This window comes from Microcoleus sp. LAD1_D3 (assembly GCF_036702135.1).
Taxonomy (GTDB): Bacteria; Cyanobacteriota; Cyanobacteriia; order Cyanobacteriales; family Microcoleaceae; genus Microcoleus.
Map to the genome: position 1 here is coordinate 1 of NZ_JAUBSB010000073.1, position 24,117 is coordinate 24,117.

18 protein-coding genes are annotated in these 24,117 nt (G+C 47.6%); 9 read left to right on the forward strand and 9 right to left on the reverse strand.

The genetic code is table 11. From position 1 onward, the window contains the following. Nucleotides 1-239: 239 nt before the first annotated feature. Together sat and QUA74_RS26005 are read left to right on the forward strand one after the other, a co-directional pair. Nucleotides 240-1,421, forward strand: coding sequence for a sulfate adenylyltransferase (gene sat / locus QUA74_RS26000; protein ID WP_333334795.1), 1,182 nt, complete (start codon nucleotides 240-242; stop codon nucleotides 1,419-1,421). A 207-nt stretch (nucleotides 1,422-1,628) separates the two neighbouring features. Then, nucleotides 1,629-3,800, forward strand: coding sequence for a caspase family protein (locus QUA74_RS26005; protein WP_333334797.1), 2,172 nt, complete (start codon nucleotides 1,629-1,631; stop codon nucleotides 3,798-3,800). Nucleotides 3,801-3,848: 48 nt separating this feature from the next. Here QUA74_RS26005 and QUA74_RS26010 read toward each other — a convergent pair whose 3' ends face one another. Both QUA74_RS26010 and QUA74_RS26015 read right to left on the reverse strand, forming a co-directional pair. Continuing rightward, a complete protein-coding gene (locus QUA74_RS26010; RefSeq protein ID WP_333334799.1) occupies nucleotides 3,849-4,409 on the reverse strand; it encodes a Uma2 family endonuclease in 561 nt (186 codons plus the stop codon). Nucleotides 4,410-4,594: 185 nt separating this feature from the next. Beyond that, nucleotides 4,595-5,944 (reverse strand): valine--pyruvate transaminase, encoded by a 1,350-nt coding sequence (locus QUA74_RS26015; protein WP_333334801.1) that lies wholly within the window; start codon nucleotides 5,942-5,944, stop codon nucleotides 4,595-4,597. Nucleotides 5,945-6,201: 257 nt separating this feature from the next. Here QUA74_RS26015 and QUA74_RS26020 point away from each other — a divergent pair, with 257 nt between their 5' ends. The 4 genes from QUA74_RS26020 (at nucleotide 6,202) to QUA74_RS26035 (ending at nucleotide 9,418) form a co-directional block, all read left to right on the forward strand. Further along, nucleotides 6,202-6,429, forward strand: a complete 228-nt coding sequence (locus QUA74_RS26020) for a hypothetical protein (protein WP_333334803.1) — start codon at nucleotides 6,202-6,204, stop codon at nucleotides 6,427-6,429. A 95-nt stretch (nucleotides 6,430-6,524) separates the two neighbouring features. Further along, nucleotides 6,525-7,067 carry a peroxidase-related enzyme gene (locus QUA74_RS26025; RefSeq protein WP_333334804.1) on the forward strand — a complete coding sequence of 181 codons (543 nt, stop codon included), beginning with the start codon at nucleotides 6,525-6,527 and terminating at the stop codon, nucleotides 7,065-7,067. A gap of 21 nt (nucleotides 7,068-7,088) precedes the next feature. Then, nucleotides 7,089-8,294, forward strand: coding sequence for an adenylate/guanylate cyclase domain-containing protein (locus tag QUA74_RS26030; protein ID WP_333334806.1), 1,206 nt, complete (start codon nucleotides 7,089-7,091; stop codon nucleotides 8,292-8,294). Between the two features lie 284 nt (nucleotides 8,295-8,578). Then, nucleotides 8,579-9,418: a Tab2/Atab2 family RNA-binding protein gene (locus QUA74_RS26035; protein WP_333334808.1), complete on the forward strand. Its 840-nt coding sequence runs from the start codon at nucleotides 8,579-8,581 to the stop codon at nucleotides 9,416-9,418. Between the two features lie 144 nt (nucleotides 9,419-9,562). On the opposite strand, the gene QUA74_RS26040 is transcribed toward QUA74_RS26035, so the two are convergent. Further along, entirely contained in the window at nucleotides 9,563-9,769 is a 207-nt protein-coding gene (locus QUA74_RS26040) for a hypothetical protein (RefSeq protein WP_333334810.1), read from the reverse strand. A 209-nt stretch (nucleotides 9,770-9,978) separates the two neighbouring features. Here QUA74_RS26040 and QUA74_RS26045 point away from each other — a divergent pair, with 209 nt between their 5' ends. Then, nucleotides 9,979-10,851, forward strand: a complete 873-nt coding sequence (locus QUA74_RS26045; RefSeq protein WP_333334812.1) for an S-methyl-5'-thioadenosine phosphorylase — start codon at nucleotides 9,979-9,981, stop codon at nucleotides 10,849-10,851. Between the two features lie 140 nt (nucleotides 10,852-10,991). On the opposite strand, the gene QUA74_RS26050 is transcribed toward QUA74_RS26045, so the two are convergent. Then, the gene (locus QUA74_RS26050) at nucleotides 10,992-12,215 is read right to left on the reverse strand and encodes a tetratricopeptide repeat protein (protein ID WP_333334814.1); all 1,224 of its coding nucleotides are present in this window, start codon (nucleotides 12,213-12,215) and stop codon (nucleotides 10,992-10,994) included. A gap of 76 nt (nucleotides 12,216-12,291) precedes the next feature. On the opposite strand from QUA74_RS26050, the gene QUA74_RS26055 reads away from it, so the two are divergent. Beyond that, nucleotides 12,292-12,783, forward strand: a complete 492-nt coding sequence (locus QUA74_RS26055; protein WP_333334816.1) for a WbuC family cupin fold metalloprotein — start codon at nucleotides 12,292-12,294, stop codon at nucleotides 12,781-12,783. A 67-nt stretch (nucleotides 12,784-12,850) separates the two neighbouring features. Here the strand turns inward: QUA74_RS26055 and QUA74_RS26060 are convergent, their stop codons facing one another. The 4 genes from QUA74_RS26060 to QUA74_RS26075 all read right to left on the reverse strand — a co-directional run bounded on the left by QUA74_RS26060 (nucleotide 12,851) and on the right by QUA74_RS26075 (nucleotide 20,434). After that, nucleotides 12,851-13,345 carry a hypothetical protein gene (locus QUA74_RS26060; RefSeq protein ID WP_333334818.1) on the reverse strand — a complete coding sequence of 165 codons (495 nt, stop codon included), beginning with the start codon at nucleotides 13,343-13,345 and terminating at the stop codon, nucleotides 12,851-12,853. Nucleotides 13,346-13,654: 309 nt separating this feature from the next. Then, nucleotides 13,655-15,442: a PAS domain-containing sensor histidine kinase gene (locus tag QUA74_RS26065; protein ID WP_333334820.1), complete on the reverse strand. Its 1,788-nt coding sequence runs from the start codon at nucleotides 15,440-15,442 to the stop codon at nucleotides 13,655-13,657. A gap of 27 nt (nucleotides 15,443-15,469) precedes the next feature. Next, on the reverse strand, nucleotides 15,470-18,643 hold the full coding sequence (locus QUA74_RS26070) for an MASE1 domain-containing protein (RefSeq protein WP_333334821.1): 3,174 nt from the start codon (nucleotides 18,641-18,643) through the stop codon (nucleotides 15,470-15,472). Nucleotides 18,644-18,802: 159 nt separating this feature from the next. After that, on the reverse strand, nucleotides 18,803-20,434 hold the full coding sequence (locus QUA74_RS26075) for a serine/threonine-protein kinase (protein WP_333334823.1): 1,632 nt from the start codon (nucleotides 20,432-20,434) through the stop codon (nucleotides 18,803-18,805). Nucleotides 20,435-20,968: 534 nt separating this feature from the next. On the opposite strand from QUA74_RS26075, the gene pheT reads away from it, so the two are divergent. Beyond that, on the forward strand, nucleotides 20,969-23,413 hold the full coding sequence (pheT, locus tag QUA74_RS26080) for a phenylalanine--tRNA ligase subunit beta (RefSeq protein WP_333334825.1): 2,445 nt from the start codon (nucleotides 20,969-20,971) through the stop codon (nucleotides 23,411-23,413). Nucleotides 23,414-23,479: 66 nt separating this feature from the next. Here the strand turns inward: pheT and QUA74_RS26085 are convergent, their stop codons facing one another. Then, the gene (locus QUA74_RS26085; RefSeq protein WP_333334827.1) at nucleotides 23,480-24,031 is read right to left on the reverse strand and encodes a Uma2 family endonuclease; all 552 of its coding nucleotides are present in this window, start codon (nucleotides 24,029-24,031) and stop codon (nucleotides 23,480-23,482) included. Nucleotides 24,032-24,117: the final 86 nt, after the last annotated feature.

Here is a 24,117-nt window from a genome sequence, read left to right on the forward strand (position 1 = left end):
ACTTGCCCCCCGAATTTATCCGTGGGGTCAATGCTTCAATTCTTTAATCTAAAATCTAAAATCTAAAATCGATTGACGGGAAAGTTTAGAGTTTTGAGTGCGCCAGTTGACAGTTCAAAAATTACAGCGCCACAAAAGCAGCGTTCTGCACAAGCCCAGAACAATTAAAAAATGTAGAATTGCAGCCCGCGCTTGATACTATGTATTCTGGCAGCTAAAACCCACAACTTCAAATCGACATGAGCCAGCATTCAGACCGCATTGCCCCTCACGGCGGCATCCTGGTCAACCGCATTGCCACACTAGACCAAAGACAAGAATTTTTCGACAAAGCAGAAGTCTTGCCGCGAGTCCAGCTTTCGGATCGATCGATCTCCGACCTGCAAATGATCGCCATCGGCGCCCTGAGTCCCCTCAAAGGGTTCATGAACGAAGCTGATTATCGATCGGTGGTTAAACAAATGCGCCTCTCCAACGGTCTTCCCTGGTCGGTTCCCATCACCCTCTCGGTAACAGAAGAAGTCGCCGCCCCCCTGAAAGCAGGAACTTTAGTGCGCCTCGACACCCCGGCGGGCGAATTTGTCGGACTCTTGGAGCTCGCAGAAAAATACCACTATAGCAAAGAAGAAGAAGCCCTTAACGTCTACCGCACCGACGATCTCAAACATCCCGGTGTCCAAGTAGTAGACAAATCCGGGCCCGTTAACCTCGCAGGCGACATTTGGCTGCTGGAACGCGGACTAGACCCCCGTTTTCCCCAATACCAAATTGACCCGGCGAAATCGAGAATGCTGTTCACAGAAAAAGGATGGAAAACCATAGTCGGTTTCCAAACCAGAAACCCCATCCACCGGGCACACGAATACATCCAAAAATGCGCCTTAGAAACAGTAGACGGCTTGTTTCTGCACCCGCTAGTCGGGACGACTAAGGATGACGACATCGCCGCTGATGTGCGGATGCGCTGCTACGAAATTCTGCTAGAAAAATACTATCCAAAAGATCGCGTAATTTTGGCAATTAATCCGGCGGCGATGCGCTACGCCGGGCCGCGAGAAGCAATTTTTCATGCTTTAATCCGCAAAAACTACGGCTGCACTCACTTTATCGTGGGGCGCGATCACGCTGGAGTTGGCGATTATTACGGCACTTACGATGCCCAACATATTTTTGATGAATTTGAGCCTGCCGAATTGGGAATTGTGCCGATGAAATTTGAGCACGCTTTCTATTGTACACTGACGGAACAAATGGCTACAACTAAAACAAGCCCAAGCACTCCCGAACAACGAGTGCATTTGTCGGGAACCAAAGTTCGGGAAATGCTGCGCGCTGGAAAATTGCCGCCGCCGCAGTTTTCTCGGCCGGAAGTCGCTGCAGAATTAGCCAAGGCAATGAATATTTTCAGTTACGAGATTTAAGTTTGGAAGCTTGGTGTTGGCGGCATTCTGAATTCTTTTGAATTTTAACTTTTGAGTTTTAAATTTTAAAGTTTAAACTGAAAACTCAAAAGTTAAAACTTAAAAATTATCTTAATACTAAACACTCACAACGTAATTAAATCCCCTAAAATTATTGAGGGGAATTTAACTAAAAATTCAAAACTGAAAATTTAAAGCTATTTAAAAATGGGACTCAAGCGGCGGGAATTTTTGCAGCAAGCTGGCCGGGTGCTGGGCGCCATCGGAATCAGCGAGGCCCTGTGGCTGCGGTTGGGCGATCGCTACCTCCAAGCCTTAGGGCAGCCGACAGCCCGCAAATTGGCTTTGTTGGTGGGCGTTGACAAATATCCAGACTCGCCCCTGCACGGCTGCGTCACGGATGTAGAATTGCAGCGGGAACTGCTGATATATCGGTTTGGGTTTGTGCCGTCTGACATTTTGACTTTGACTGACGCTCAAGCTACGAGGGACAATATCGAGACGGCTTTTGTGACTCACTTGAGCGAACAAGCAAAACCCGGTGACGTGGTAGTTTTTCACTTTAGCGGCTGCGGTAGCCGAGTCAGTTTGGGCGAGTCTCCGGGAAGAATGCAAAACAGTTTGGTGCCGGCGGATGATGTTTTGCCGCTGTTAGCAAACCGGGCGGTGAACGATATTTTAGAGGAAACGCTGCTGCTGTTGGTTCGATCGCTCGCGACAGAAAATGCGATCGCCATCCTCGACACCAGCTACCACTATCGGGGTTTCCCCACAAACGGCAACTTTCGCATTCGCTCCCGCCCCCGCCCCACCATCGGGCAGCCAAGCCTCGCAGAATTAACGTTCGCCGAAGGGATCAGATCCCGCACAAATCTCCGTCCGGACGCCGCCGTACTTGCCGCGGGCGCGAATTCCCAACTCGCCGCGGAACAAGAGTGGAACGGATTTACCGCAGGTTTGTTTACCTACGCCCTCACCCAAACTTTGTGGTGGGCAACTCCCGCTAGCAGCTTCAGCGTCAGTTTCAGCCGCGCTGCGGGTAATGTCGAGCAAATGGCGGGGTTATTGCAGCAACCGGAAATTCGCCATCACGATTTAACAGCCACGCCGACGGTGAATTTTTCAAATTTAATGTTGAATTCCCCTGCATCTGACGGCGCTGTGACGGCGGTGGAAGACGGAGGCAAAACTGTGCAGTTGTGGTTGGGCGGGTTGTCGCCCAGGGTTTTGGAGTGCTCCGGGGGTTCTGTGTTTGCTTTAAATTCCTCAGCGGGCGAGCAGCTTTTGCTGCGGGGACGCACGGGCCTTTCTGCTAAAGCCCAAGTTTTAGACAAGCCCTCACGAACAGACGGGCAACTAACAGTCGGCGAACTGGTGAGGGAAGAAATTCGGGTATTGCCGCGAAACATCGGTTTGACAGTAGCTTTGGACTCGGGTTTGGAACGCATCGAGCGGGTGGACGCCACCAGTGCCTTTTCGGCTGTGTCCCAAGTTGCGGCGGTAGGCAGCGAGCAACCCGCTGACTGTCGGTTCGGCAGAGTCCCGGAAACGACTTTAGTCGAAACAATCTCGCCTCACGAGCCTGCTTTGTCTCAAAGCCGTTACGGTTTGTTTTCTTTGGCTCAAATGCTGATTCCCGATACTCAGGGCGACGGGGGAGAAGCAGTTAAGGTGGCGGTGCAGCGCTTGACTCCGCATTTGAAAGCGCTGCAGGCTGGGAAGTTGCTGCGGCTGACAGTCAATGAGGGGTCTTCGCGCCTCAAGGTGCGGGCGGTTCTGGCAACTCTCGCACCGCAAGCGCGGGTCGTGGCACAGCGGGAGCCGGTGCGGGCCGAAAAATCTTACCGCCTGGAACCCTTGAGCGGGGAAAGTGAGAAATCGGCTCAGGGTTGTATAGTAAGTGTGAGCAACACCAGCCGAATCCAGTGCAGATTGTATAACGATAGCGATCGCCCGGTTTACTTTGCGGTGTTTGACAAAGGCAGCGCGGGACGGCTGTCAGTGCTCGGCGCTGAGGGCAAAGACGGTGTGGGGGGGATGTCGCGGCCGATCGCTCCTGGGGAGAATTTGACTGTGCCGGCGGCTGGGGCGATCGGATGGGCGGTATCCTTGCCGCTCGGAGTTGCGGAAACTTTTATTATATTTAGTGAGAACCCGTTCGCTCAAACTCTAGCTGCAATAGAAGCCGAAATGCAGCAAACGAGGGCTGTCCTGCCAATTCGAGTGTTGTTGAATCCTTTAAATGTGGCGCGGGCGGTGCTCGAAGATTTGCACGCCGCTAGCATTCCGGGGGTGCAGAAAGTGGGGATATCGACGGATGATTGGGCTTTGGATGTGAATGTTTGGGCAACTCTGAGTTTTGTTTATCGGGTGGTTTAATTGAAAAATGGGGACTTGGGAATGTTTTCTATAACCTATAATCCGAATCTATCCGAGTAAGAAATCGATATTCACTTCCAAATCAGGAACGGCGAGCGACGCCACTTGTTGACCCCGCCAAAACTTTTGGATTAAACTGTAACCATTAGGAGTTGGCTGGCGGTAAACTTCTAAACATTGTGCCTCTATATCTACGAGCCAGACTTCTTGAATGAGCGATCGAGCGTAAATAAGAACTTTCACATCTCGATCATAATCAACCGTGCTATCGGATACTTCTATCAACAGCAAAACTTCTGACGGTACTGGATGTGCTGTTGAATAGTAATCAGCCCGGGGTTGCAGCAATACTACATCAGGTTGGGGTTCGGTTCGCTCGCTCAACTGGATGGGGTTTTGCACATCCAGAAAAGCCCGGTTTCTGGGAATTTCGCTGAACAGTCCGATGAATCGTCTCACACAGGAAGCATGACGAGTTCCAATTGCTGCCATTTGGATCAGTTCTCCTTCTATCAGTTCTACCCGATCGCCCTCGGAAAGAATACCAGCTTTGCCCATTAAATGATATTCTTCTACGGTCAACAACCTTTTGAGTAATTGCACTGCCATAACCCACCGCGCTGCTAATTATTTTTAAATTGTAGTCGATCTGCCAAGAAAGAAGTCATGTTCAGCGGTCATCGATAATTGGTAACTTGTACTGCCCTTCGACTTACTCCGGCTACGCTCAGCACGAGTCGTTCAGGAACCGCGTACCCGAAGTATTGGGAATGTTAACAGTCAACAGTCAACAGTCAACAGTCAACTGACTGATAAAGCTTTTCTACCATTTGAGCCAAGCGTTTCATAGCAGTTTCAATCTCATCATTTGTCGCCGTCAAACTGATGCGCACACACTCGTGCTTGTGCTGCCAATCTTCCCGCAAACCAGGAAAGAAAGAACTTCCCGGCACTAGAATTACGCCGACTTTCTTCAACTCTTGATACAGTTCCCAATCAGTCATGGGCAAATCTTTCAGCCACAACCACGCAAAAATTGCTCCTTCGCCCCGGTGCAAAAACCACGGCAAATCCTTCGGCATTGCTTGTTCTAGGGTGCTTTCTACGATCGCAAATTTACTTTGATAGTACGGCCGAATTACATTGATGGAAATATCCGCAAGAGCGCCAGAAGCAATGGCCCGAGTTGCGATCGCCTGTCCGTATCTCGGCGAATGAATGCACATATTGGTCTGAAAAAATTCTAATACTTGAATGATTTTTTCATCGCCGATCGCAATTCCGATTCTTTCACCCGGTAATCCGGCTTTCGACAAACTCATACAGTGTACGATATTGCCCCCAAAAATCGGCGTCATTTCGGTAAAATTCAAAGACGGGAAGGGAGGGCCGTAGGCGGAATCAACCAACACCGGCACGTCGAAAGCGGCCGCTAAATCGGCAATTTTCTTAACTTCGTCGTCGGTGAGAACGTTGCCGGTGGGGTTGCAGGGACGGGAAAAAATGACGCAACCGGTGGTTTGGTCGATCGAGAGTTGGCTGAAATCCGGGCGGTATTTGAACCTGTGAGCACCCGCATCAATATCCAGGGTGGGTTTGCAGGCGACTACCGCTTCGGGAATCAAGCTAACGCCGCCGTAACCCGTGTAGTCTGGACTCAACGGTAGGACGATATTTTTAAGGCTACCCCCCCTTGCCCCCCCTTGGTAAGGGGGGGATTGATTGGCCGTTGCTCCCCCTTGGTAAGGGGGGGATAAGGGGGGTGCGGTGTAGCCGCCGAAAGCGTTGGCTGCGTAGAAGTAAATCGACTGACTTCCGGGAGTAATTAGGATATTGCGATCGGTCAAATTCAATCCGTAACGCTGGTTGAAATCCGCCAAAACCGCATTGATAAACGGCTGATAACCTTGACTGGAACCGTAGCGACAAACCACCTCGCCGTATTCCGGGCTCGCCAAAAGTTCCGCAGTGCAGTCGCGCCACAACTGCTCGACTTCCGGCAAAATCACCGGATTTCCGGCGCTCAAATTGATAAACTCCTGCCCGCTGCCGGCTCTGAGAGTTTCAATAATATCTTTCATAATTGCCCGAACTCCCGTGAGCTGGGACATCTGAGCGCCAAATTGAGTAAGGGCAGGGTTCATAGCAAATGCAGCGACAATGATAGAAGTTTACAGTTTACCCATAATAACTCCAGTCGCAGGCGTTAGCGTAGCTTGTCTGGGGCATCGGTTGTCGATCGAGCGTCTGACTAATTCAATAAACTCGATCGCACAGCATTTTGTTTTTTCCCCTGTGCGCCGGAGTATAAGATTGTGGCCCTTTGTGGAGTTCGATCGATCAAACAGTGTTTTTTGCCTAAAAATTAGCGAACGGAACAGCAATCTCTAATTCAAGAGTTGTGGTAAGATTTCACGCCGTCGCGCCCGATGAATTGCCGACACTTGACAACAACCATTGGGAGAATCTAAAATTAGCCGTAGAACCCGATCGCAACAGAATTTTATGGGCTCCTGTTACTGCTATAATTGCAGGTTTAATCCAGCCTCAAGAATCAGATTTGTTGCTAGCTCATTTTCATGATTCGCGGGTTGTTGACAGCGGTGCATTTTATTATCAATCCGACTAAAGCCAAGATAGGTCGTAAGGTCGCCCTTTGAGTGGCGTTACATAACAAAAACGTAAATTCTCACCCAATTAATTGCCGTAAAATTCAACACAACAATGACGCACTTTCCACTTATAGAATACGAGCAACTTACCGATCCTAAAGCCAAAGCAGTGTACGAAGAAATATTGACAGACTTGGGGTTTGGCATCGTCCCCAACCTGTTCAAGTCAATGGCAATCAACCCTGACATATTAGAAGCAAATTGGAAAAAATTCCGGGGAACCATTCTGCAAGGAGACTTACCCCGCACGCTTAAAGAAATGGTCGGCGTCGCTATTTCCCAATCAAATAATAGCGAGTACGCTCTCCAAGTTCACTTGCACGGATTGTCAGCCTTGGGGATGAGCGAAGAACTACTGCGAGCCCTAGTTTCTGACTTTGCCAACTGCCCTTTGCCAAAACGCGATAAAGCCGTAATTACTTTTGGCTTGTTGGCTGCTACAAAACCCCTGGAAATGACAGAATCTGATTACCAAAACCTGCGGGATTTAGGGCTAGATGATTCTGAAATATTTGAGATTATTGCGACAGCAGACTTGTTTAGCTGTGTCAACCGATATACCGATTCCATTGCCCTCGAAATAGATGCTTTGTAATCTATATTTTATACCCCTATTATGGGCGAGCGGCTAGAAGATCTAGATCGAGAAGAACTTCTGTTGACAGCCCGCCGTTTGTTAGCAGAAGCTCAAGCACTTTCCATCCGCATTTCCGCCGTCAACGAAGTTGCCACAGCCATTAACCGCACCCTAGATCTCAACCAGATTTTGCGGGTAGTAGGCAAGCAAGCCAAATGGCTGCTCGACTTTGAACACTGTAGCGTTTGCCTGCACAGCACTAACGCTTGCACGACCTTATTTGGCCCGCATATCCCTGTAGATATTGCAGCCCTCCCAGAGGGCGGCCCTATTCACAAGGCTTTCAAAACACGTCAACCTCAATTAATTCAAGAAGCCGGTGCTACTGCTATTTTGTCCCCCTACGCTTCGCAAATTATCATTCCCTTGGAAAGCGAAGGTAAGGTTTTAGGGACAATTAATTTTGCCACAACCAAGCCGCGAGCTTACACTCTAGAAGACTTGCGGATTGGCTATCTTTTGGCTTTGCAACTATCCTCAGCCATCCGCAATGCTGAACGTTTTAAAGAGATAAATAGGGTGTATTCCGAGCTCGATGCCGAAAAGCACAAATCTGACCAGCTAATGTTGAACCTGCTCCCGGTTGAAATTGCTGAGGAACTGAAAAATAACGGCAAAGTAGAACCACTTTATTATGATTGCGTATCAGTTTTGTTTACTGACTTTCAAGACTTTACTCAGTTATCAGAAAAAATGACGCCGCGAGAGTTAGTTGACGAATTAGACTATTGTTTTTCTTATTTCGATCGCGTGATGGATAAATACTGTATGGAAAAATTGAAAACCATGGGCGACAGCTATATGTGTGCGGCGGGAATTCCTACGCCTCGCCCAACACACGCCTTTGACGCTGTACTTGCTGCCCTAGAAATTCGACAGTTCATGGATTTGCGAAAAATGCAGAAAACTCAACAAAATATTGCTTATTGGGATATCCGCATTGGCATTCATTCAGGCCCGATACTTGCGGGGGTAATTGGCAATAAAAAGTTTTCCTATGATGTCTGGGGAGATACAGTTAATACTGCATCTCGGATGGAATCTTCCGGCGTAACTGGAAATATCAATATCTCTCACGCAACGTTTGATTTAGTGAGAGATATTTTTGAATGCGAATACCGAGGAAAAATTCCTGCTAAAAATAAGGGCGACTTGGATATGTATTTGGTTCGCCATCTTAAATAAATTTGGGAGTGGCTCATTGCTAAGGGAGGATGGCAAGCCCAGCCTTTCTACCATTTTAAATTTTAGATGGGAGATTTTATAATTGGGAAGGACTGATAACTATCCTGGTTGGGATCACCAGGCTACAGTGGCATTTTTTTAACGGGTGTTAGATATACGAATCTAACTCAACTATGAACTCAGAATATATAAGTCGAATTTTTTTTCCAAGTTCGGTCTTGTATCGGATTGTCACCAGGCTATATTAAAATTATCGAGTTGTAGATTTTATTTGTTAATTATTTATGCGTATTTGGCAAGCCGATTTTTACCGCCGCCCTCTCCAAGACGAAACTGGTAAACCACTGTGGGAACTTTTAATTTGCGACTCTGAAGGCAGTTTTCAATTTAGCGCTGTTTGCCGCCAGGGGGCCGCAAATTCTAATTGGGTAGCCTCGCAGTTGCAGCAGCAAGCTCAAACCCAAAATTTGCCCGATTTGATTCAAGTATTTAGACCTCAGTCTCTGGGCTTAATCGAAGCTGCGGGCAAAGTTTTGGGTGTCAAGGTAGAAGCCACTCGGCGCACTGCGGCTCTGAAATTGGTGGTGCAACACCGCGCAAAAGAATATTCGAGTATGCCTAATTATACAGGTGAAACTTACAGTGCGATCGCCCTAGACTCGCCGCCGCCCGTACCCTTACCCGAAAACCTCTGGGGCGATGGCTGGCGTTTTGCTTCCCTACCCGCCGGCGACATTGAAGATGCTTTCCAAGGGCGTCCCCTGCCAATCTTGGAAATGCCAGAATTGCTGTTACCGCTGAATTTGGGCTTGGCCTCAACAGTACCGGTACCGGGAGTTGTGATTGACGGTGGACGCCAGTCTATGCGCTTGGCTAGATGGCTTCAGGATGCCAAACCTTTTGCTTTGAATTATATTGCTGGAGAACCAGACGGATTGATATTGGAAGCTGGGTTAGTAGATAGGTGGGTGGTGGCTACTTTTGAAGATAGCGAGGTGAAAGCCGCGGCCCAAATTTACCAACAGCGCAAGCAATTAAGTAAAGGATTACATTTTTTATTAGTGCAGCCCGATGATAGTGGCATGACTTATACAGGCTTTTGGCTGTTGAACTTTGAGCGATAAGAGAGAAATAATATTATTTGTGAGGTTGATCCATAGCGCGCCGAAAAATAGTAAAACATCGCCCGAACTCAGTTCCCGAAGATACAGACTTAAACACAACTTTTAAAATAGCTTCTTGAGCTAGCAAGAAATAGTGTAGCAAAGTTATTCCACAACTAAAATCAATCCGTTTCGGATGCCCTGACACACTCGGTTGATGTGAGAGTGGTCTTTTTCGTTAAGACCTTTCTCCGCTAGCATTGCTGACTTCAGCAGCCGTCTGTCAAGGGGGGTAATTTGCCGAAAAGCAAAGATGCGCTGGACGATCGCCTCGATCGAGATTTTGGGGAGGTTAGCAGAGCTGACTGTCATGGTCTTAACACGCTAAAAATAAGTAACAGAACTATGTACCTTTATTTTTAAAGATTTTGTGAAGCTATTTGGTGATTAAGATCACATATGTTTTGTGACAAAATAGTGTATGTGGGGTGACTGTTGTCACGAAATCTTCAATTATCTTTACGTCAACTTAACGATGGCCCGATAGAATCACTGTGGTAAAACTCAAGCAGAGGGTAAAAATGGCACAAGCAAAAATCGGAATAATCGGCGGCAGCGGTTTGTATAAAATGGAGGCCCTTAAGGATATTGAAGAGGTGAAAATTGATACACCTTTTGGAGAGCCATCGGATGCCGCAATTGTGGGAACATTGGACGGTACACCGGTAGCATTTCTGGCTAGACACGGCCGCAACCACACTTTTTTGCCCTCAGAAGTGCCTTACCGGGCAAATATTTATGCAATGAAGAGTTTGGGAGTTGAGTATTTAATCTCAGCATCGGCGGTTGGTTCGCTGAAAGCAGAGGCGAAACCTTTAGATATGGTAGTGCCGGATCAGTTTATCGATCGTACAAAAAATCGAGTTTCTACCTTTTTTGGAGAAGGAATAGTCGGTCACATCACATTCGGCGATCCGGTTTGCGGCGAATTGGCTAAAGTATTAGCAAGTGCGATCGAATCCTTGAACCTCACCGACGTTACCCTGCACCGGGGCGGCACTTACGTCTGCATGGAAGGCCCCGCATTTTCCACAAAAGCAGAATCCCACCTTTACCGCAGTTGGGGGGCGACAGTCATCGGGATGACAAATTTGCCGGAAGCCAAATTAGCCAGAGAAGCAGAAATTGCCTACGCAACTTTAGCATTAGTCACCGATTATGACTGCTGGCATGAGGATCACGACAGCGTAACAGTAGAAATGGTAGTTGCCAACTTGCACCGCAATGCAGCAAATGCCCAAAAAGTCATTCAAGAAACAGTCCGTAGACTAACAGAAAATCCCCCAGGATCTGATGCACATTCAGCTTTGAAATATGCAATTCTGACTCGGCTGGATCAAGTGCCGGCCGCAACTAAGGAGAAAATGGGTTTGTTGTTGCAGAAATATTTGTAAAACGAACCGCGAAGACGCAAAGAGCGCGAAGGAAAAACTGCATCCCTTCTTTCTCTTCCTTCGCGTCCTTAGCGTCTTCGCGGTTCATTTAATCTTACGACCTATTCGTTATCCTATAGTTTACGATTATTTCTGAAGGATTAACTTATCAACTGCTTGAACGCATCGTGTTCGCGAATCTTCTCCAAATCAGCTTCACTTTTTGCCAACTCTTTACACACATTCGGATTGAGATTGAGGGCGCGCTTTAAATTTTCAATGGCTAATTCAATTTTACCTTGTAGCGCATAACATCGGGCTTTGTTGTACCAAATTCTGTAAAAGTCAGGTCGAATTTTAGCAGCATTGTCGTAGGAAGCGATCGCAGCTTCGTATTTTTGCAATTTGGAGAGTGCAACGCCTCGATTGTTCCAAGCGTCAGTATAATCATTTTTAATTTGTAGGGCTTGATTGTAAGAAATTACTGCTTGTTCGTACTCCTGCATTTTGGAAAAAGCAACGCCTCGGTTGTTCCAAGCATCGGCGTAATCGGGTTTGGCTTGAATTGCTTGTTCGTAACAGCCGATCGCCTCCTGGTACTTCTGCAACTCCAACAATACCACGCCTCGATTGTTCCAAGCATCGGGATAATTCGGACGAATTGTAGTAGCTTGTTCGTAAGAGGCGATCGCCTCTGGATAGCGCTGCATTCTCGTGAGCACTACTCCTCGGTTATTCCAAGTATCGGCTAAATCCGGCTGAATTTGCAGGGCCTGATCGTAAGCCGCGATCGCATCTTGATAACGGTTTTCAAAGAAACAAGCATCTCCCTGTTTAGCATAGTCGCCCGCAGTCAATAACTGTTGGTAATTGCCATAGTTAACCGGAGCAAATTCTTGAATTTGGGCGTCTGGCAATAACAAGTCTGTTTCGGCCTCTGCCCCGTGACTTTGGTGTTGAATTTCGCCTAAGATAGTTTCAGCGTCCGAAATTAATAGTTTTAATTGAGAGATTGTATCGTAATGGAGACTTTCTATTTCTTGGCGAGCAACTGTTGTCTGCTTGGACAATTTGCTCAACAGAAACCAAACCCCGACTCCGGCTGCTGTCGGAAACAAAGTTAGGGCAATTATCAGCCCGTTCAGCAGTACCGCCGTGCGCCCAAAAGCAATGTCAACTTCTTCTTGGACTTGATCGCGAATTTCATCTTTAAGTTGCTGCTGTGAGAATTGCTGCTGAACCAACAGTGCAACCGTCGGTTCAGATGCAGAAACACTACTGGCGCAGACTAGAATAGTCGAAAGGGCGATCGGGCTAATACTTGTTTTAAAGATACTTGACAAACGCATTGCCTTAGTGATACGCACCTGAGTTGCGATTTCCATGTGTCAAGAGATGCTGATAACGATGATCCCAGACTAGCCCATTTGTTCACAAACTATTAAATACAGGATATCTGTTGTGCAGCCCCCTCCGATCAAATTGCTGACGCAAGAATTGCTAGACGAAGTTGCCGCTTCCTCCCGCCGTAGTCCCCGCCAGCGACAAAACTACAATTTCCACGATTTGTCTGAAAAGGTGCAGCGGTTTGTCAACGTGTTGCAACCGGGCACTTACGTCCGCCCTCACCAACACCTGCGCCCGCCTGCAGTTAACGGTTTTGAGTTTTTTGTGGTGATTCAAGGCGAAGTCGGTATTGTTATTTTGAACGAAAACGGTCAAATCCTCCGCTCCTTGCGAGTCAGCGCTGCGGGCCCGACTCGCGCTGTCGAACTTCCAGAGGGCACTATCCACACGTTAGTAGCTTTGACACAGGATACTGTGATTTTGGAGTTTAAGGAAGGGCCTTACGACGGGGCGGCGGATAAAGACTTTTTGGCAGGTTTTCCTGCTGAGGGAACTGCGGCGGCGCGAGAATTAGTCTTGATTTGGGAAGCCGAATTTAACACTTGACTAATGAGTGTTGACTGTTAAAAATCTAAAATCTAAAATCTAAAATCTAAAATCGATCGACTGATTACTAATTACTGATGAATCTAATTGTCGTCATCCGATTGTATAAATCGGGGGCGGTGCGAATGATTTTTCTCAGAAGCTCATCCGTCACCCAAAAAACGAGGGGAAAGGAAAATGTTTTGCTGAATTCGCTGCATAGTAAGTTGGTAGAAACGAGCAATCGATCGATCGGCTCCACTGATTCCAAACCGAGGAGCATTAAAGCTGGAGGCTGTTCGCCATCTAGTTCTGCTGCGATTGTCGTGTAAAGAGTTGTCGCCGATTTGGGCAAAAACAGTTGCCGCGGTTTCACGGCACAATTTGCTTGCAGCCGATCGACTATTTGCTGCCGCAAAGCCAGCGAGTTGCAGTTAACTAAAACGAAAGAAAAGTAACCTTGAGAAAGACGGAGCGCCCGAATTAACGTGGAGAACGACCGCTCGTTATATTTAGCTGAGTCGTACTTAGCTGCATCTTTAGCTGTATTTTCTGAGCTTTGCTCGATAAACATAAATTGCATATTTTTTATCTAGTTTTAGAGATTTTCTAGATTAAATGAGGTTTCTAAAGAAAATGTGAATATCGGAAATTTATTTTTCCTTTAAAAACTTTGGGGAAGTATACCATGGTTTTAAATTAATATCAATAGTCCGATCGAAATAGTCCGATCGACTAATTTGGATTGAACCACTCACAAAGCCACCTGCGACGGCACAACACAAGTATAGCCGAAGGCAAAAGCATATTTTGCAAGGGTTTCAGCCATTAATAACCTTCTAAATATCTGGCACGATTGCTAAATAAAATGTAATTAAACATACAAAAAAAATTACCTAGAATTCTCAGCCAGCGGCAAAGTAAACCAAAAACTTGCCCCAGCACCGGGAGTGCTAATTACCCCAATTTGGCCACCGTGAGCGCCAATAATTTGGCGACAAAGATATAGACCCAAACCCAAACCGACGGAGTGTCGAGATCGATTGCCCCTAACGTAAAGATCAAAAAGATGTTCGCACTGTTCCGGCAATATTCCCGCCCCGTCATCTTCCACAGTACAGTAAATCATCCTACTTCCTGGATTGGGGATTGGGGATTGGGGATTGGTAATCGGTAATTTGTCGATGTCTTGTTTTGCTGTGCTTTGATTTATAATTAATTTCCCAGCCTTAATTACTTTCGCCGAAACTGTTAAATTCAGCCCGGGTAGATTGTGTTTCAAAGCATTAGCAATTAAATTAGATAAGACGCGCCATAACTGAGTCTTGTCAGCCTTCACGGCTGGCAAATCATCCGGCACCAAATTTTTAAAAGTAGCTTTACCCTCATTCATTAAAGGCTCTAAATCGGTCGCAGCAGCTTCAAGTAGCGCCCTCAAATCAACGACCTCGCAGTGCAAAACCAAACCGCGCAATTCCCCGGCGTGAACTTCCAACAGCGAATTTATCAACCGCAATTGCTGCTCGCTACCTTGAATCATCCGCTCCAAAATAGAACGCGGAATTGCGATCGCATCCCCAGTTTTCGTCTGCCAATTTTTCAGCACCATTAACATTCCCGCCACCGGGTTTCGCAAGTCGTGAGAAAGAGCGTGGATAAACAGCCGCAGTGATTCTTGTGCCTGTTTGCGCTGCGTGATATCCTCAATTAAGCCCTCATAATAAAGCAGGGAGCCGCTGCTGTCCCGTACCGCCCGCGCCTTCTCAGAAATCCAGACAATACTGCCGTCTGAGCGGTAAATTTTAGATTCAAAATCCGATACTGTGCCGCTTTCCTCGATCGATCGCAAAAACTCATTTCTGCGAGCCGGATCGACGTACAACTGCCGATCAATATCAGTAAACTTTGCCGTCACTTCTTCGGGAGAATCGCAGCCGTAAATCCGCGCCAAAGCTGGATTTGCAGTAATGTAGCGGCCATCGGGAGTGCTTTGAAAAATTCCCTCGCCGGCATTCTCAAAAATGCTGCGGTACTTCGCTTCCGCCACCTCCAACTGCTGGTAAGCAGATTCCAACTCACGCCTCGTACTAAACTCTTTCCGTTGCAGACATTCGTACCAATAAACCGACAAATCGCAAATCAAACAAAACCAAAACAAATATAAGTAAAACCCGGTCAACTTAAAAGCAGTATACTTAGCAAAACTTAGATTTAAAACCAAATTTATCCCGACGTGGCAACACAAAACGCCGAGTTGAGAAATCAGGTGAAGGCGCCAGCGGACGGGCATCAGCGTAGCTTGGATTAGAAAGGCTAAACTCCAGGTAAAAATCGGTAATTCCCCGGCTTGTGCGACAGCTAACCCAATCTGTATAACGACCGTCAGCGACCACGAAAAACCCAAAAATAGCAAACCGGGATAGCGCTGTCCGAAGGAGGTTTTTTGCAACACAAAACAGCTCAGCAAACCCAATTCTACAGCAGCGCTCGTGTACAAATAAACACTTTTAAACTCCTGGCGAATAAAGAATGCTTCGCCCAGAAAATAGACAGTTATTGTGAAGGCAAAAAAGATCGCAATTCCGACAGCAGGGCGCAGGCGATCTCGGAGGAAGCGATCGCGCCACACCTCGTAAACCGTTAACGCCTGAACTGATTTTGCATTGCCCAAATAGTTCATACCATTTTAGATTTTAGATTTTAGATTTTAGATTGAGAAAGATAGATCGTCCGAGTTGACAGCAGGTAACGAAAACCAGAAAGTCGAACCACAGCCGGGAGTGCTTTCGACGCCGATTTCGCCCCCGTGAGCTTTAATAATTTGCTTGGAGAGGTACAATCCCAAACCCAGCCCTGTTAATTGTCGGCTATTAGGGTCTTGAACGTAAAGTTCAAATAGAGATTCCCGCTGTTTGGCGCTGATTCCCACTCCATTATCTGTTACAGTACAGCGAACCATTTTTACGGTGACTCCGGGCAATTTGCTACCGATATTGCCAATTTGGCCCTGATAGCGGGGCATTTGACAACTGCCATCGAGGTTAAATTTGGCCAGGGTTTCCTGATTTTTCTGGGTGGTCTCGCCTATCCTAGGACGATCGCCAGCAGTAGATATCCGGTTAGCGATACAGCGGGCGAGCTGAGTATTTTGAGATGTTAAAGCCGGGGAATTTTCTTCATAACTTAGCGCTGTTTCAACAGCAATTATTTCGGCTTTAAAAGTTATATTTACTCCCGGAGGATTGTGTTTAATAGCATTAGTCAACAGATTTTCTAGCACCCGCTGCAAGTGTTTGCTGTCGGCCTTGATTTGTGGCAAATCCACTGGTATTTCCTGAGTTAAAGTTGCTTGATTTTTGGCCAGCATCGGTTCTAAATCGGCAACAATGGCTGAAGCTAAAGACGGCAAATGCAGCGGTACAGTATTGAGAACAATACCTTTGACCTCGCTAGCGTGAGCGTCGAGCAGGGCATTAACCATCGTCAACTGGTGTTCGCTGGCTTGAACGATCCGCTGCAAAATCGATCGAGAAACCGGAACATCTTGTAGAGACTCAGAGGACGATTTGTTGAGCAAATTTTTCAGCAGTATTAACATTCCCATAACAGGAGTGCGGAGATTGTGAGAAACTGCGTGCAAAAATAGGTCTTTGAGGCGGTTGCTTTCTTGCAGTTCGTGCATTTTTTGCTGTAGTTGGCTGGTGCGTTCCTCGACTTGAGATTCCAAGTTGGCATTGAGAGCTTTTACCTGCTGCAAAAGTTGGGCTTGCTGTAGAGCGATCGCCACTTGGGTAGCGAGTTTTTCTAACAAATCAATTTCAAATTCCTGCCACTGGCGGGGCCCGGAGCACTGGTTGACGGCCAAGACCCCAAACAATTCATCGCCCAGGACGATCGGCACATTTAACGTCGCGCGAATTTGATAGTCGCTGTACAATTGGGCAATTGGAACGCTGAGTTGAACGCTAGTAGTATCGGAGATAGTTCGGACGCGGTTGTTAGCATAAAAAGTTTTCTGGCTTTCGAGGTAATTCTCATCAGCGAGTACCCACCCCAAAAGAGAACGGCATTGCCCTCCCACAGACTCAGCCACAACCTTACCGTATACCGGGCTAGGAAGATGTACCCCGTCCACGTCCACAATGCCGATGAAAGCGCGGTCTGCCTGGAAAAATTGCCGGACTTCGGCAACAGTAGTGTTGAGAATTTCTTCGAGGTCGAGGGAGTTGCGAATTCGCAGGGCGATTTCTGAGAGCAAGCGATCGCGATCGGAGGACGCCCGCAAAGCGGTTTCCGCGCGGTGGCGTTCGGTAACGTCTTGGACTGTGGCGGCGATCGCCCCTGACTCAATTGCCGACTGTTCGCAGACAGTGCGTTCGGAGCCGTCTGCCAGCACAATTCGGTAGTTAATGCAATAGGGTTTGCGCTCAAACATAGCTTGGCGCTGCGATCGCGCCACCAATTCTCTGTCTTCTGGATGTACAGCTTGCAAAAAAACTTCTGGTGTCGGTTTGACCGTTCCCGGAGCAAAACCCAAGAGGCGGTAAAGTTCGTCCGACCACCGCAGTTCGCTGTTGGGTGTACTGTGTTCTGACGATTCCTGAAAGTTCTCAGTTGCTTGGACGGCGGTGCAATTTAAATCCCAATTTCCCAACTGAGCGATGCGCTGAGCGTTCGCCAGACTAGCTTCGCGCGATCGCAGTGCCGCCGCCGTGCGGCGCACCTCTACCAGCGCTTGCTGACGTTCTGCTACGGCGGCCGCCAACATCAGAGCCACAAGGGCGATCGTACCGGTAAAAGCTTGTAAAAATAAAACCGCCTGTTTGAGATTATCGCTTTTGGCCAAAAACGGGCCGCCTCCCTGTACTGCTCCCCAAATCGCGATCCAAGAGACGATCGAATAAGCAAAAATCGCTCCCGGCGGTTGAAACCGCAGGGCAGCCCAAACTATCAGAGGAAAAGGCAGATACTCCAGCGGATACTGAGCGATCGCCGCTTGTGTTTTTGAGCAAAAAAACAGCCAGCTCACGCTCAGCAAGAGAGTCAACCAGAGCGCTATTTCTGAATAATTAACAATTAAAAATAGAAGATGATAGCGGTTTTTAGTGGCAGAAAATGTGCTGGGATTATTTGTATTTTGTAAGTGGGAATTTTTCCCGTTAAAAAATGCTTTAAAACTCGAAATAATCCGAGATTTTCTCTCACCTGTTACCCCAGTGTCAAGAACAGGCAAGATGCCTGTTCCACAAGAAAATTCATCTCTTGTGGAACAGGCATCTTGCCTGTTCCTAAACAAGTAATTGAGAATAATGAAACATCTCAGTTTTAGTGGAAATTTAAAACTATTAACGGCCTGGTTCAAAGTCAGCAGCACGGGCGTCACAATCAAAATTCCCATGCCGTCTCCGAGCCACGTAGTCCACCAGTTGCGAGAGAAATTGCTCCACTGATCCCAACCAAAAATGCACGTTCCCAAGTTGCCGAGGATAGAGCCGAGGAAAGTAGACCCGATGACAGCGCCCGCTACTAAAGCCAGAACATCGCGCAATCGATCGAGTTTGGTAGAAAATCTGCTCTCCCTCAACAAAGCCTCTCCAGCCAGCGCTTGCAGGGTGACGCTAAAGGCCGATGTGACAATGACAGCCGACGGTATACCGGCGGTAGAGTTTAACAGCACCGAACCGAGGGCAATTCCCGGCCACATCCGTCGCCCTTGCAGTAGCAGTGCTGCTAGAGCAATACCGGCGGGCGGCCACACGGGGGAGGGTTCGGCTTTCACCAGTCCCAGCATCGACGCTGCGAGTTTTCCGGTAACAAAGTAGGCAAGGGCCAGGATGCCGGTGTACAGAAGCGTTCGAGTGCGGCGGTTGAGCAGTTTCATGTTTAGGTGCGATCGAATCCTCCATTCCTAGTTTTTAATTTAGGCGGCTTTGGGGCGATCGAACTTCCTCCTGACGACTCACCTGACTGGGGGAGTGGGGAGTTGACTGTTGACTGTTGACTGTTGACAACTGACAACTGACAACTGACAACTGACTGCTTAAAATCCAAAAGTCCGCTTACCATCCGGCTTAACAGTAAGCCAATTGGTCTTTGCCATTGCCAGTTGTTCGTCAGAAACTGTAGCGTTGGTAAGATTCGCCCCGCACAAATTTGCTCCCCGCAAATTCGCCTTAGTCAAATAAGCCCCCGTCAAGTCAGCACCTCGGAAATCCGCGCCTTCAAAATTGGCAGTGCTGCAATAAGCCTCAGTCAAGTTAGCATCTCGCAAATTCGCCTGAATTAACCTCGCGTGACCCAAATTCGCCCCCGACAAATCCGCTGCTTGCAAATTTGCCTTCACCAACCTAGCCTGATAAAAATTCCCCCCCGCTAACTGCGCTTTTTGCAGTTGCAAACCCGACAGTTCGCAGTCAGCAAAATCGCGCTTGCCTTTAAAATATGCCGATCGCACGCTGTTAGTGTCCCACTTAGGAGCAACTTTCGATACCTTTGACACTGCTAAATTGTCGCTAGAAGGTCCAACGGTTCCGAAAGTTCTGCCGGACTCAGCTAGAGTACGGGAAACTCTGGGCTGCATCCCCGTGTTCCCAGATTGGCTGAAGGAAGTTCTACCAGCGCGGGTGTGGTTCGATCGTAAATCTTCATTGATTTTGCTCTTCGGCGGTGACCACGAAGAACCCTCGTCATTAAATATTGTCGGTTCTTCAACTGTACGAGAATAAGGGTTGAATTGAGTTGCCAAGCCATCCATAAGACTTGGGTCTTCAAATTGGCCAGAGAGAGCTCTGAGGACATCTGCTGCCGATTGGAAGCGGTGCCCAACCATCGGCTTCAGCATTTTTTCGAGAATCCGCGCAAAATTTGGGCTCACCTGAACGTGGGGCTGCCAAACAATTTCGCCCGTTACTCCATCAAAATCTAAATCCTTGGGCGATTTTCCAGTCAGCAAGTACAAGCAAGTCATGCCCACCGCGTAGATGTCGCTGGCAAATATCGGCCGCAGCGCCATTTGTTCCGGGGGGGCAAAACTAAATGTGCCGACTGAAAATTTCGTGTTGGCGCTTTGGTCGGCGGGGTCTAATAATATTGTTTGGCTAACTTGGTCTTTTACCGCTCCGAAGTCAATCAGAACTAAGTGGCTGTCTTGAACTCGGCGAATAATATTTGCGGGTTTGATGTCTCGGTGAATTACTCCTTGACTGTGGATATATTGCACTACTGGCAGAATTTCTAATAGAAAATTTTTAACATCCGATTCGTTGAAACGGCCTGAGTGCTTGACTTCTTGTTTCAAAGTCGAGCCTTTAACATACTCTTGAACTAAGTAAAATTGCTGTTCCGTTTCAAAATAGTCTAGCAGCCTCGGTACTTGCGGGTGGTCGCCCAGTTGGCCGAGGGTTTTTGCCTCTCGCTTAAATAATTCCCGCGCCATCTCTAAAACTCGCGGCGACGAACTACTGGGTCGCAGTTGCTTGACTACACAACTCGGTTGACCGGGCAAAGAGATGTCTTTTGCCAGAAATGTAGCTCCAAAACCTCCTTGTCCTAACGGTTCAATGACTCGGTAGCGAGCGCGCAGCAATAACCGCGCACCGCAAGTCTGACACTGAAGAATAGAGTCAGCAGGATTTTGAGGATGGGGACAGCCCGGATTTACGCAGTAGCTCATATTGATTGAGTTTGCCTATGTTGTTCTGATCTTGTCAGCGTCGCTCGACTGCACAAATAGCCTGTTCCTGCTTCTGGTAGACATACTAATCTATCAGTTTTCGGCAAGCCGTGCCTTCGATTGCGAATTGGAATTGCACCTAAGTCTTTTATGCCGATATCTTTTCCCTATTTTGATTATCTCGCTGGTTTGAGTTTTTTCGGTTGATTATCCTTGAAGATAGTTTAAAGACTTGCTAAAGTTGTGCTTTTTTGTGTAAAGTCTTTCTAAACTTAAGTGCTTTTTGCGTTGTTAGATGTATCTAGCATACCTCATTCTCTGAATGAGAATGCTACTCATCCCCCAGTAGACATCTACCTTTGGGCAGATCCCTCGTTTTTGCTGATGTGTACCATAACAGTCTTGACAAAATTGAATTAGTATGCTAAGAAAAGCTTTCCCGAATAAATTCTGGGACTCAAAAGTCGTAGCCAGTCGGCGCCGACTAATGACTAATAACTACAGAGCACTGACAACTAACTACTGATCTAAATTATGCGTATTTCTCTAAAGTGGCTGCAGGAATTGGTGGATGTGGCAATATCGCCGGAAGAATTAGCCGAAACTCTGACAATGGCAGGCTTTGAAGTTGAAGAAATCGAAGACCGCCGGCCGTGGGCAAGCGGCGTAGTTTTGGGCAAAATCATCGCCTGCGAACAGCATCCGAATGCAGACAAATTGAGAGTTTGTCAAGTGGATGTCGGCTCTTCAGAAGCTTTGAATATTGTTTGCGGCGCACCCAACGCTAGGGCAGACATTTACGTGCCTGTCGCTGTTGTCGGAACTTATTTATCGACTATTGATTTAAAGATTAAACCTGCTAAATTGCGGGGCGTTCCTTCCGAAGGAATGATTTGTTCTCTGGCAGAATTGGGACTGGCTAAAGAGTCAGCCGGCATTCACATTTTCGAGTTAGAAAATCCCAAATTGGGCAGCGATATTCGCCCACTTTTGGGTTTAGACGATGTGATTTTAGACTTGACAGCAACTGCAAACCGTGCTGACGCTTTGAGCATGGTGGGCGTGGCACGGGAAGTGGCGGCGCTGACTGGGGCGAGTTTAAGAATTCCCGCAGCGAATGGTGTGGCGATTGAGGGGAAAGAAAGTCCTGGTTTGGCAGTAGAAATATCGGAACCGCAAGGATGCCCGATTTACATCGGCACGGCAATTGAAGGTGTGAAAATTGGTGCTTCTCCAGCTTGGTTGCAGCAGCGGTTGCAGGCGGCGGGAGTGCGGCCGATTAATAATGTAGTTGACGTGACTAATTACATTTTATTGGAATGGGGACAACCGCTGCACGCTTTCGATCGCGATCGCCTACAATCTTTCACGGGTACTCAAGATATCAGCATCGGCGTTCGCTTTGCCAAAACAGGGGAATCCTTCAAAACTTTGGACGGACAAAACCGCAATTTGCAAGCTCAAAATCTGTTAATTACTGCTAGCGACAAACCTGTTGCCTTAGCTGGGGTAATGGGCGGCGAAGATACGGAAGTTCACGAAGGAACGCAAAATTTAGTTTTGGAAGCAGCGATTTTTGACCAGGCAACGATTCGCCGTTCTGCGCGCGCTCAAGGCCTGCGGAGCGAGGCATCGATCCGCTACGAACGGGGGGTGAATCAGGCGGCATTGGCGACGGCTTGCAACCGCGCTGTAGCTCTAATTTTGGAGTTGGCTGGAGGCGCTGCGACTGTGCAGAAAACGGCGAGTTCGGGCGAGGATTTGAGTTTTTCGCGATCGCTCGAATTGCGTTTAGACCGAGTAAATCTGGTTTTGGGGCAGTTGAAAAGAGGACAAACTGGCGGTTCTAAATATCTGGAACCGGAAGAGGTAAAAAATATTCTCACAGCTTTGGGATGCGAAGTTGTTCCAACGGAAAAAGAACGGGTGTTTGCGATAACTGTTCCTCCTTACCGCTACCGCGATTTAGAAAGGGAAATCGATTTAATTGAAGAAGTTGCCAGACTCCACGGTTATGACAATTTCTGCGATACTTTGCCTAGCAAAACGGAACCAGGTTATCTGTCACCAGAATATGCGGCAATTCGGAATGTGCGATCGGCTTTTCGGGCTGCCGGTTTGACGGAACTGATGCACTATTCTTTGGTGAAAACTGAGGGAGACAATCAGGTGGTGCTGGCGAATCCGCTGTTTGTGGAGTATTCGGCTTTGCGGACTGAGATGCTTTCGGGTTTGATTGATGCTTTCGGGTACAATTTGGAACAGGGAAATGGGGCACTAAACGGTTTTGAAGTCGGTCGCATTTTCTGGAAAGATGGGGATGCAATGAAGGAAGCCGATGCAGTTGCGGGGATTATCGGCGGCGATCCGACTGTGTGGAAATGGCAGCAGGGAGGGCGCGATCGACCTTTGACTTGGTTTGAGGCTAAGGGGGTTTTAGAAAGCGTGTTTCAGGAGTTGAGTTTGGCGGTGGAATATCAAAGCGATTCCTCTAATACACGCTTGCATCCTGGCCGCACCGCTGCGTTATCGTTAAACGGGAAACATTTAGGAGTTTTTGGACAGTTGCACCCGCAATTGCAGCAAGAAAAGGATTTGCCTGAGCAAGTTTACGTGTTTCAATTAGATTTAGCGGTGCTGTTGGGTGAATTAGGGCGATCGAGCATTTCGACTCGCAAATTCGCTGGTTATTCGAGTTTCCCCGCTTCTGACAGAGACATTGCGTTTTTCGCGCCTGTAGAGGTTGCGGTTGTTGAGATGCAAAGTGCGATGAAAAAGGCGGCGGGTAGTTTGCTGGATTCGGTGGAACTGTTCGACGAATATCGGGGCGATAACGTGCCGGCGGGACAGCGGAGTTTGGCTTTTCGGTTAGTTTACCGCGCGGGCGATCGAACTTTGAGCGAAACCGATGTCGAACCGGCACAACAAAAAGTTCGCGATGTTTTAGTTGAGAAGTTCGGCGTTAGTTTGAGAAGCTAAAATAGGCCCCTACTCACTAATAAACCGCCAGGGAATGAATTCCCTGGCGGACTCAGGGAAAAAGCGTTAAATTGGCACCAAGGGCCGCAACATATCCCGAACCATAAAGGAAAAATCGGGAAACTGCAAAGGAGAAATGCTCGCATCATCCCCAAGAACTACTATACTTTGATAACCATCTTGATTCGGTTCTCGAAAAACGTGAAGTTGCCGATTATTAACATCCAAAACCCAATAATCAGCAATTCCTGACTGAGCATAAATAGTCGCCTTAATCCCGCAATCTGTTCTCAGCGTAGTATCGGCAACTTCAATAATCAGATAAATTTCAGACGGAGTTGGATGGTGGTCTTCATAGTAAAGTGGATCGGGTACGACTACAGCAATATCGGGTTCAGGTTCCGAGTAATGATTGAGCCGAACTGGATCTTGCAGCCGCACCAATATCCGCTGTCCCAAACGGTTATTCAGTAACTTATCTGTCCGTGTCACTGCTGCACTGTGTGCTGTTCCTTTTGCTGCCATCTTTACTATCTGTCCTGCCAATAATTCTACTCGTTCGTCTTCCTCAAAAATACCAATTTCTGCCATGCGGTGATACTCTTGAACCGTCAACAAACGAAGGTCTAATAGACCTCTTGCAAAATAATTTTATGATATAATGGAAAGTTTTGCTTGACTGGATTGAATCCCAACTATTAACT

Coding starts and splice junctions, on each gene's coding strand:
- sat (WP_333334795.1), top strand. CDS start 240: ATGAGCCAGCATTCAGACCGCATTGCCCCTCACGGCGGCATCCTGGTC.
- QUA74_RS26005 (WP_333334797.1), top strand. CDS start 1,629: ATGGGACTCAAGCGGCGGGAATTTTTGCAGCAAGCTGGCCGGGTGCTG.
- QUA74_RS26010 (WP_333334799.1), bottom strand. CDS start 4,409: ATGGCAGTGCAATTACTCAAAAGGTTGTTGACCGTAGAAGAATATCAT.
- QUA74_RS26015 (WP_333334801.1), bottom strand. CDS start 5,944: ATGAACCCTGCCCTTACTCAATTTGGCGCTCAGATGTCCCAGCTCACG.
- QUA74_RS26025 (WP_333334804.1), top strand. CDS start 6,525: ATGACGCACTTTCCACTTATAGAATACGAGCAACTTACCGATCCTAAA.
- QUA74_RS26030 (WP_333334806.1), top strand. CDS start 7,089: ATGGGCGAGCGGCTAGAAGATCTAGATCGAGAAGAACTTCTGTTGACA.
- QUA74_RS26035 (WP_333334808.1), top strand. CDS start 8,579: ATGCGTATTTGGCAAGCCGATTTTTACCGCCGCCCTCTCCAAGACGAA.
- QUA74_RS26040 (WP_333334810.1), bottom strand. CDS start 9,769: ATGACAGTCAGCTCTGCTAACCTCCCCAAAATCTCGATCGAGGCGATC.
- QUA74_RS26045 (WP_333334812.1), top strand. CDS start 9,979: ATGGCACAAGCAAAAATCGGAATAATCGGCGGCAGCGGTTTGTATAAA.
- QUA74_RS26050 (WP_333334814.1), bottom strand. CDS start 12,215: ATGGAAATCGCAACTCAGGTGCGTATCACTAAGGCAATGCGTTTGTCA.
- QUA74_RS26060 (WP_333334818.1), bottom strand. CDS start 13,345: ATGCAATTTATGTTTATCGAGCAAAGCTCAGAAAATACAGCTAAAGAT.
- QUA74_RS26065 (WP_333334820.1), bottom strand. CDS start 15,442: ATGAACTATTTGGGCAATGCAAAATCAGTTCAGGCGTTAACGGTTTAC.
- QUA74_RS26070 (WP_333334821.1), bottom strand. CDS start 18,643: ATGAAACTGCTCAACCGCCGCACTCGAACGCTTCTGTACACCGGCATC.
- QUA74_RS26075 (WP_333334823.1), bottom strand. CDS start 20,434: ATGAGCTACTGCGTAAATCCGGGCTGTCCCCATCCTCAAAATCCTGCT.
- pheT (WP_333334825.1), top strand. CDS start 20,969: ATGCGTATTTCTCTAAAGTGGCTGCAGGAATTGGTGGATGTGGCAATA.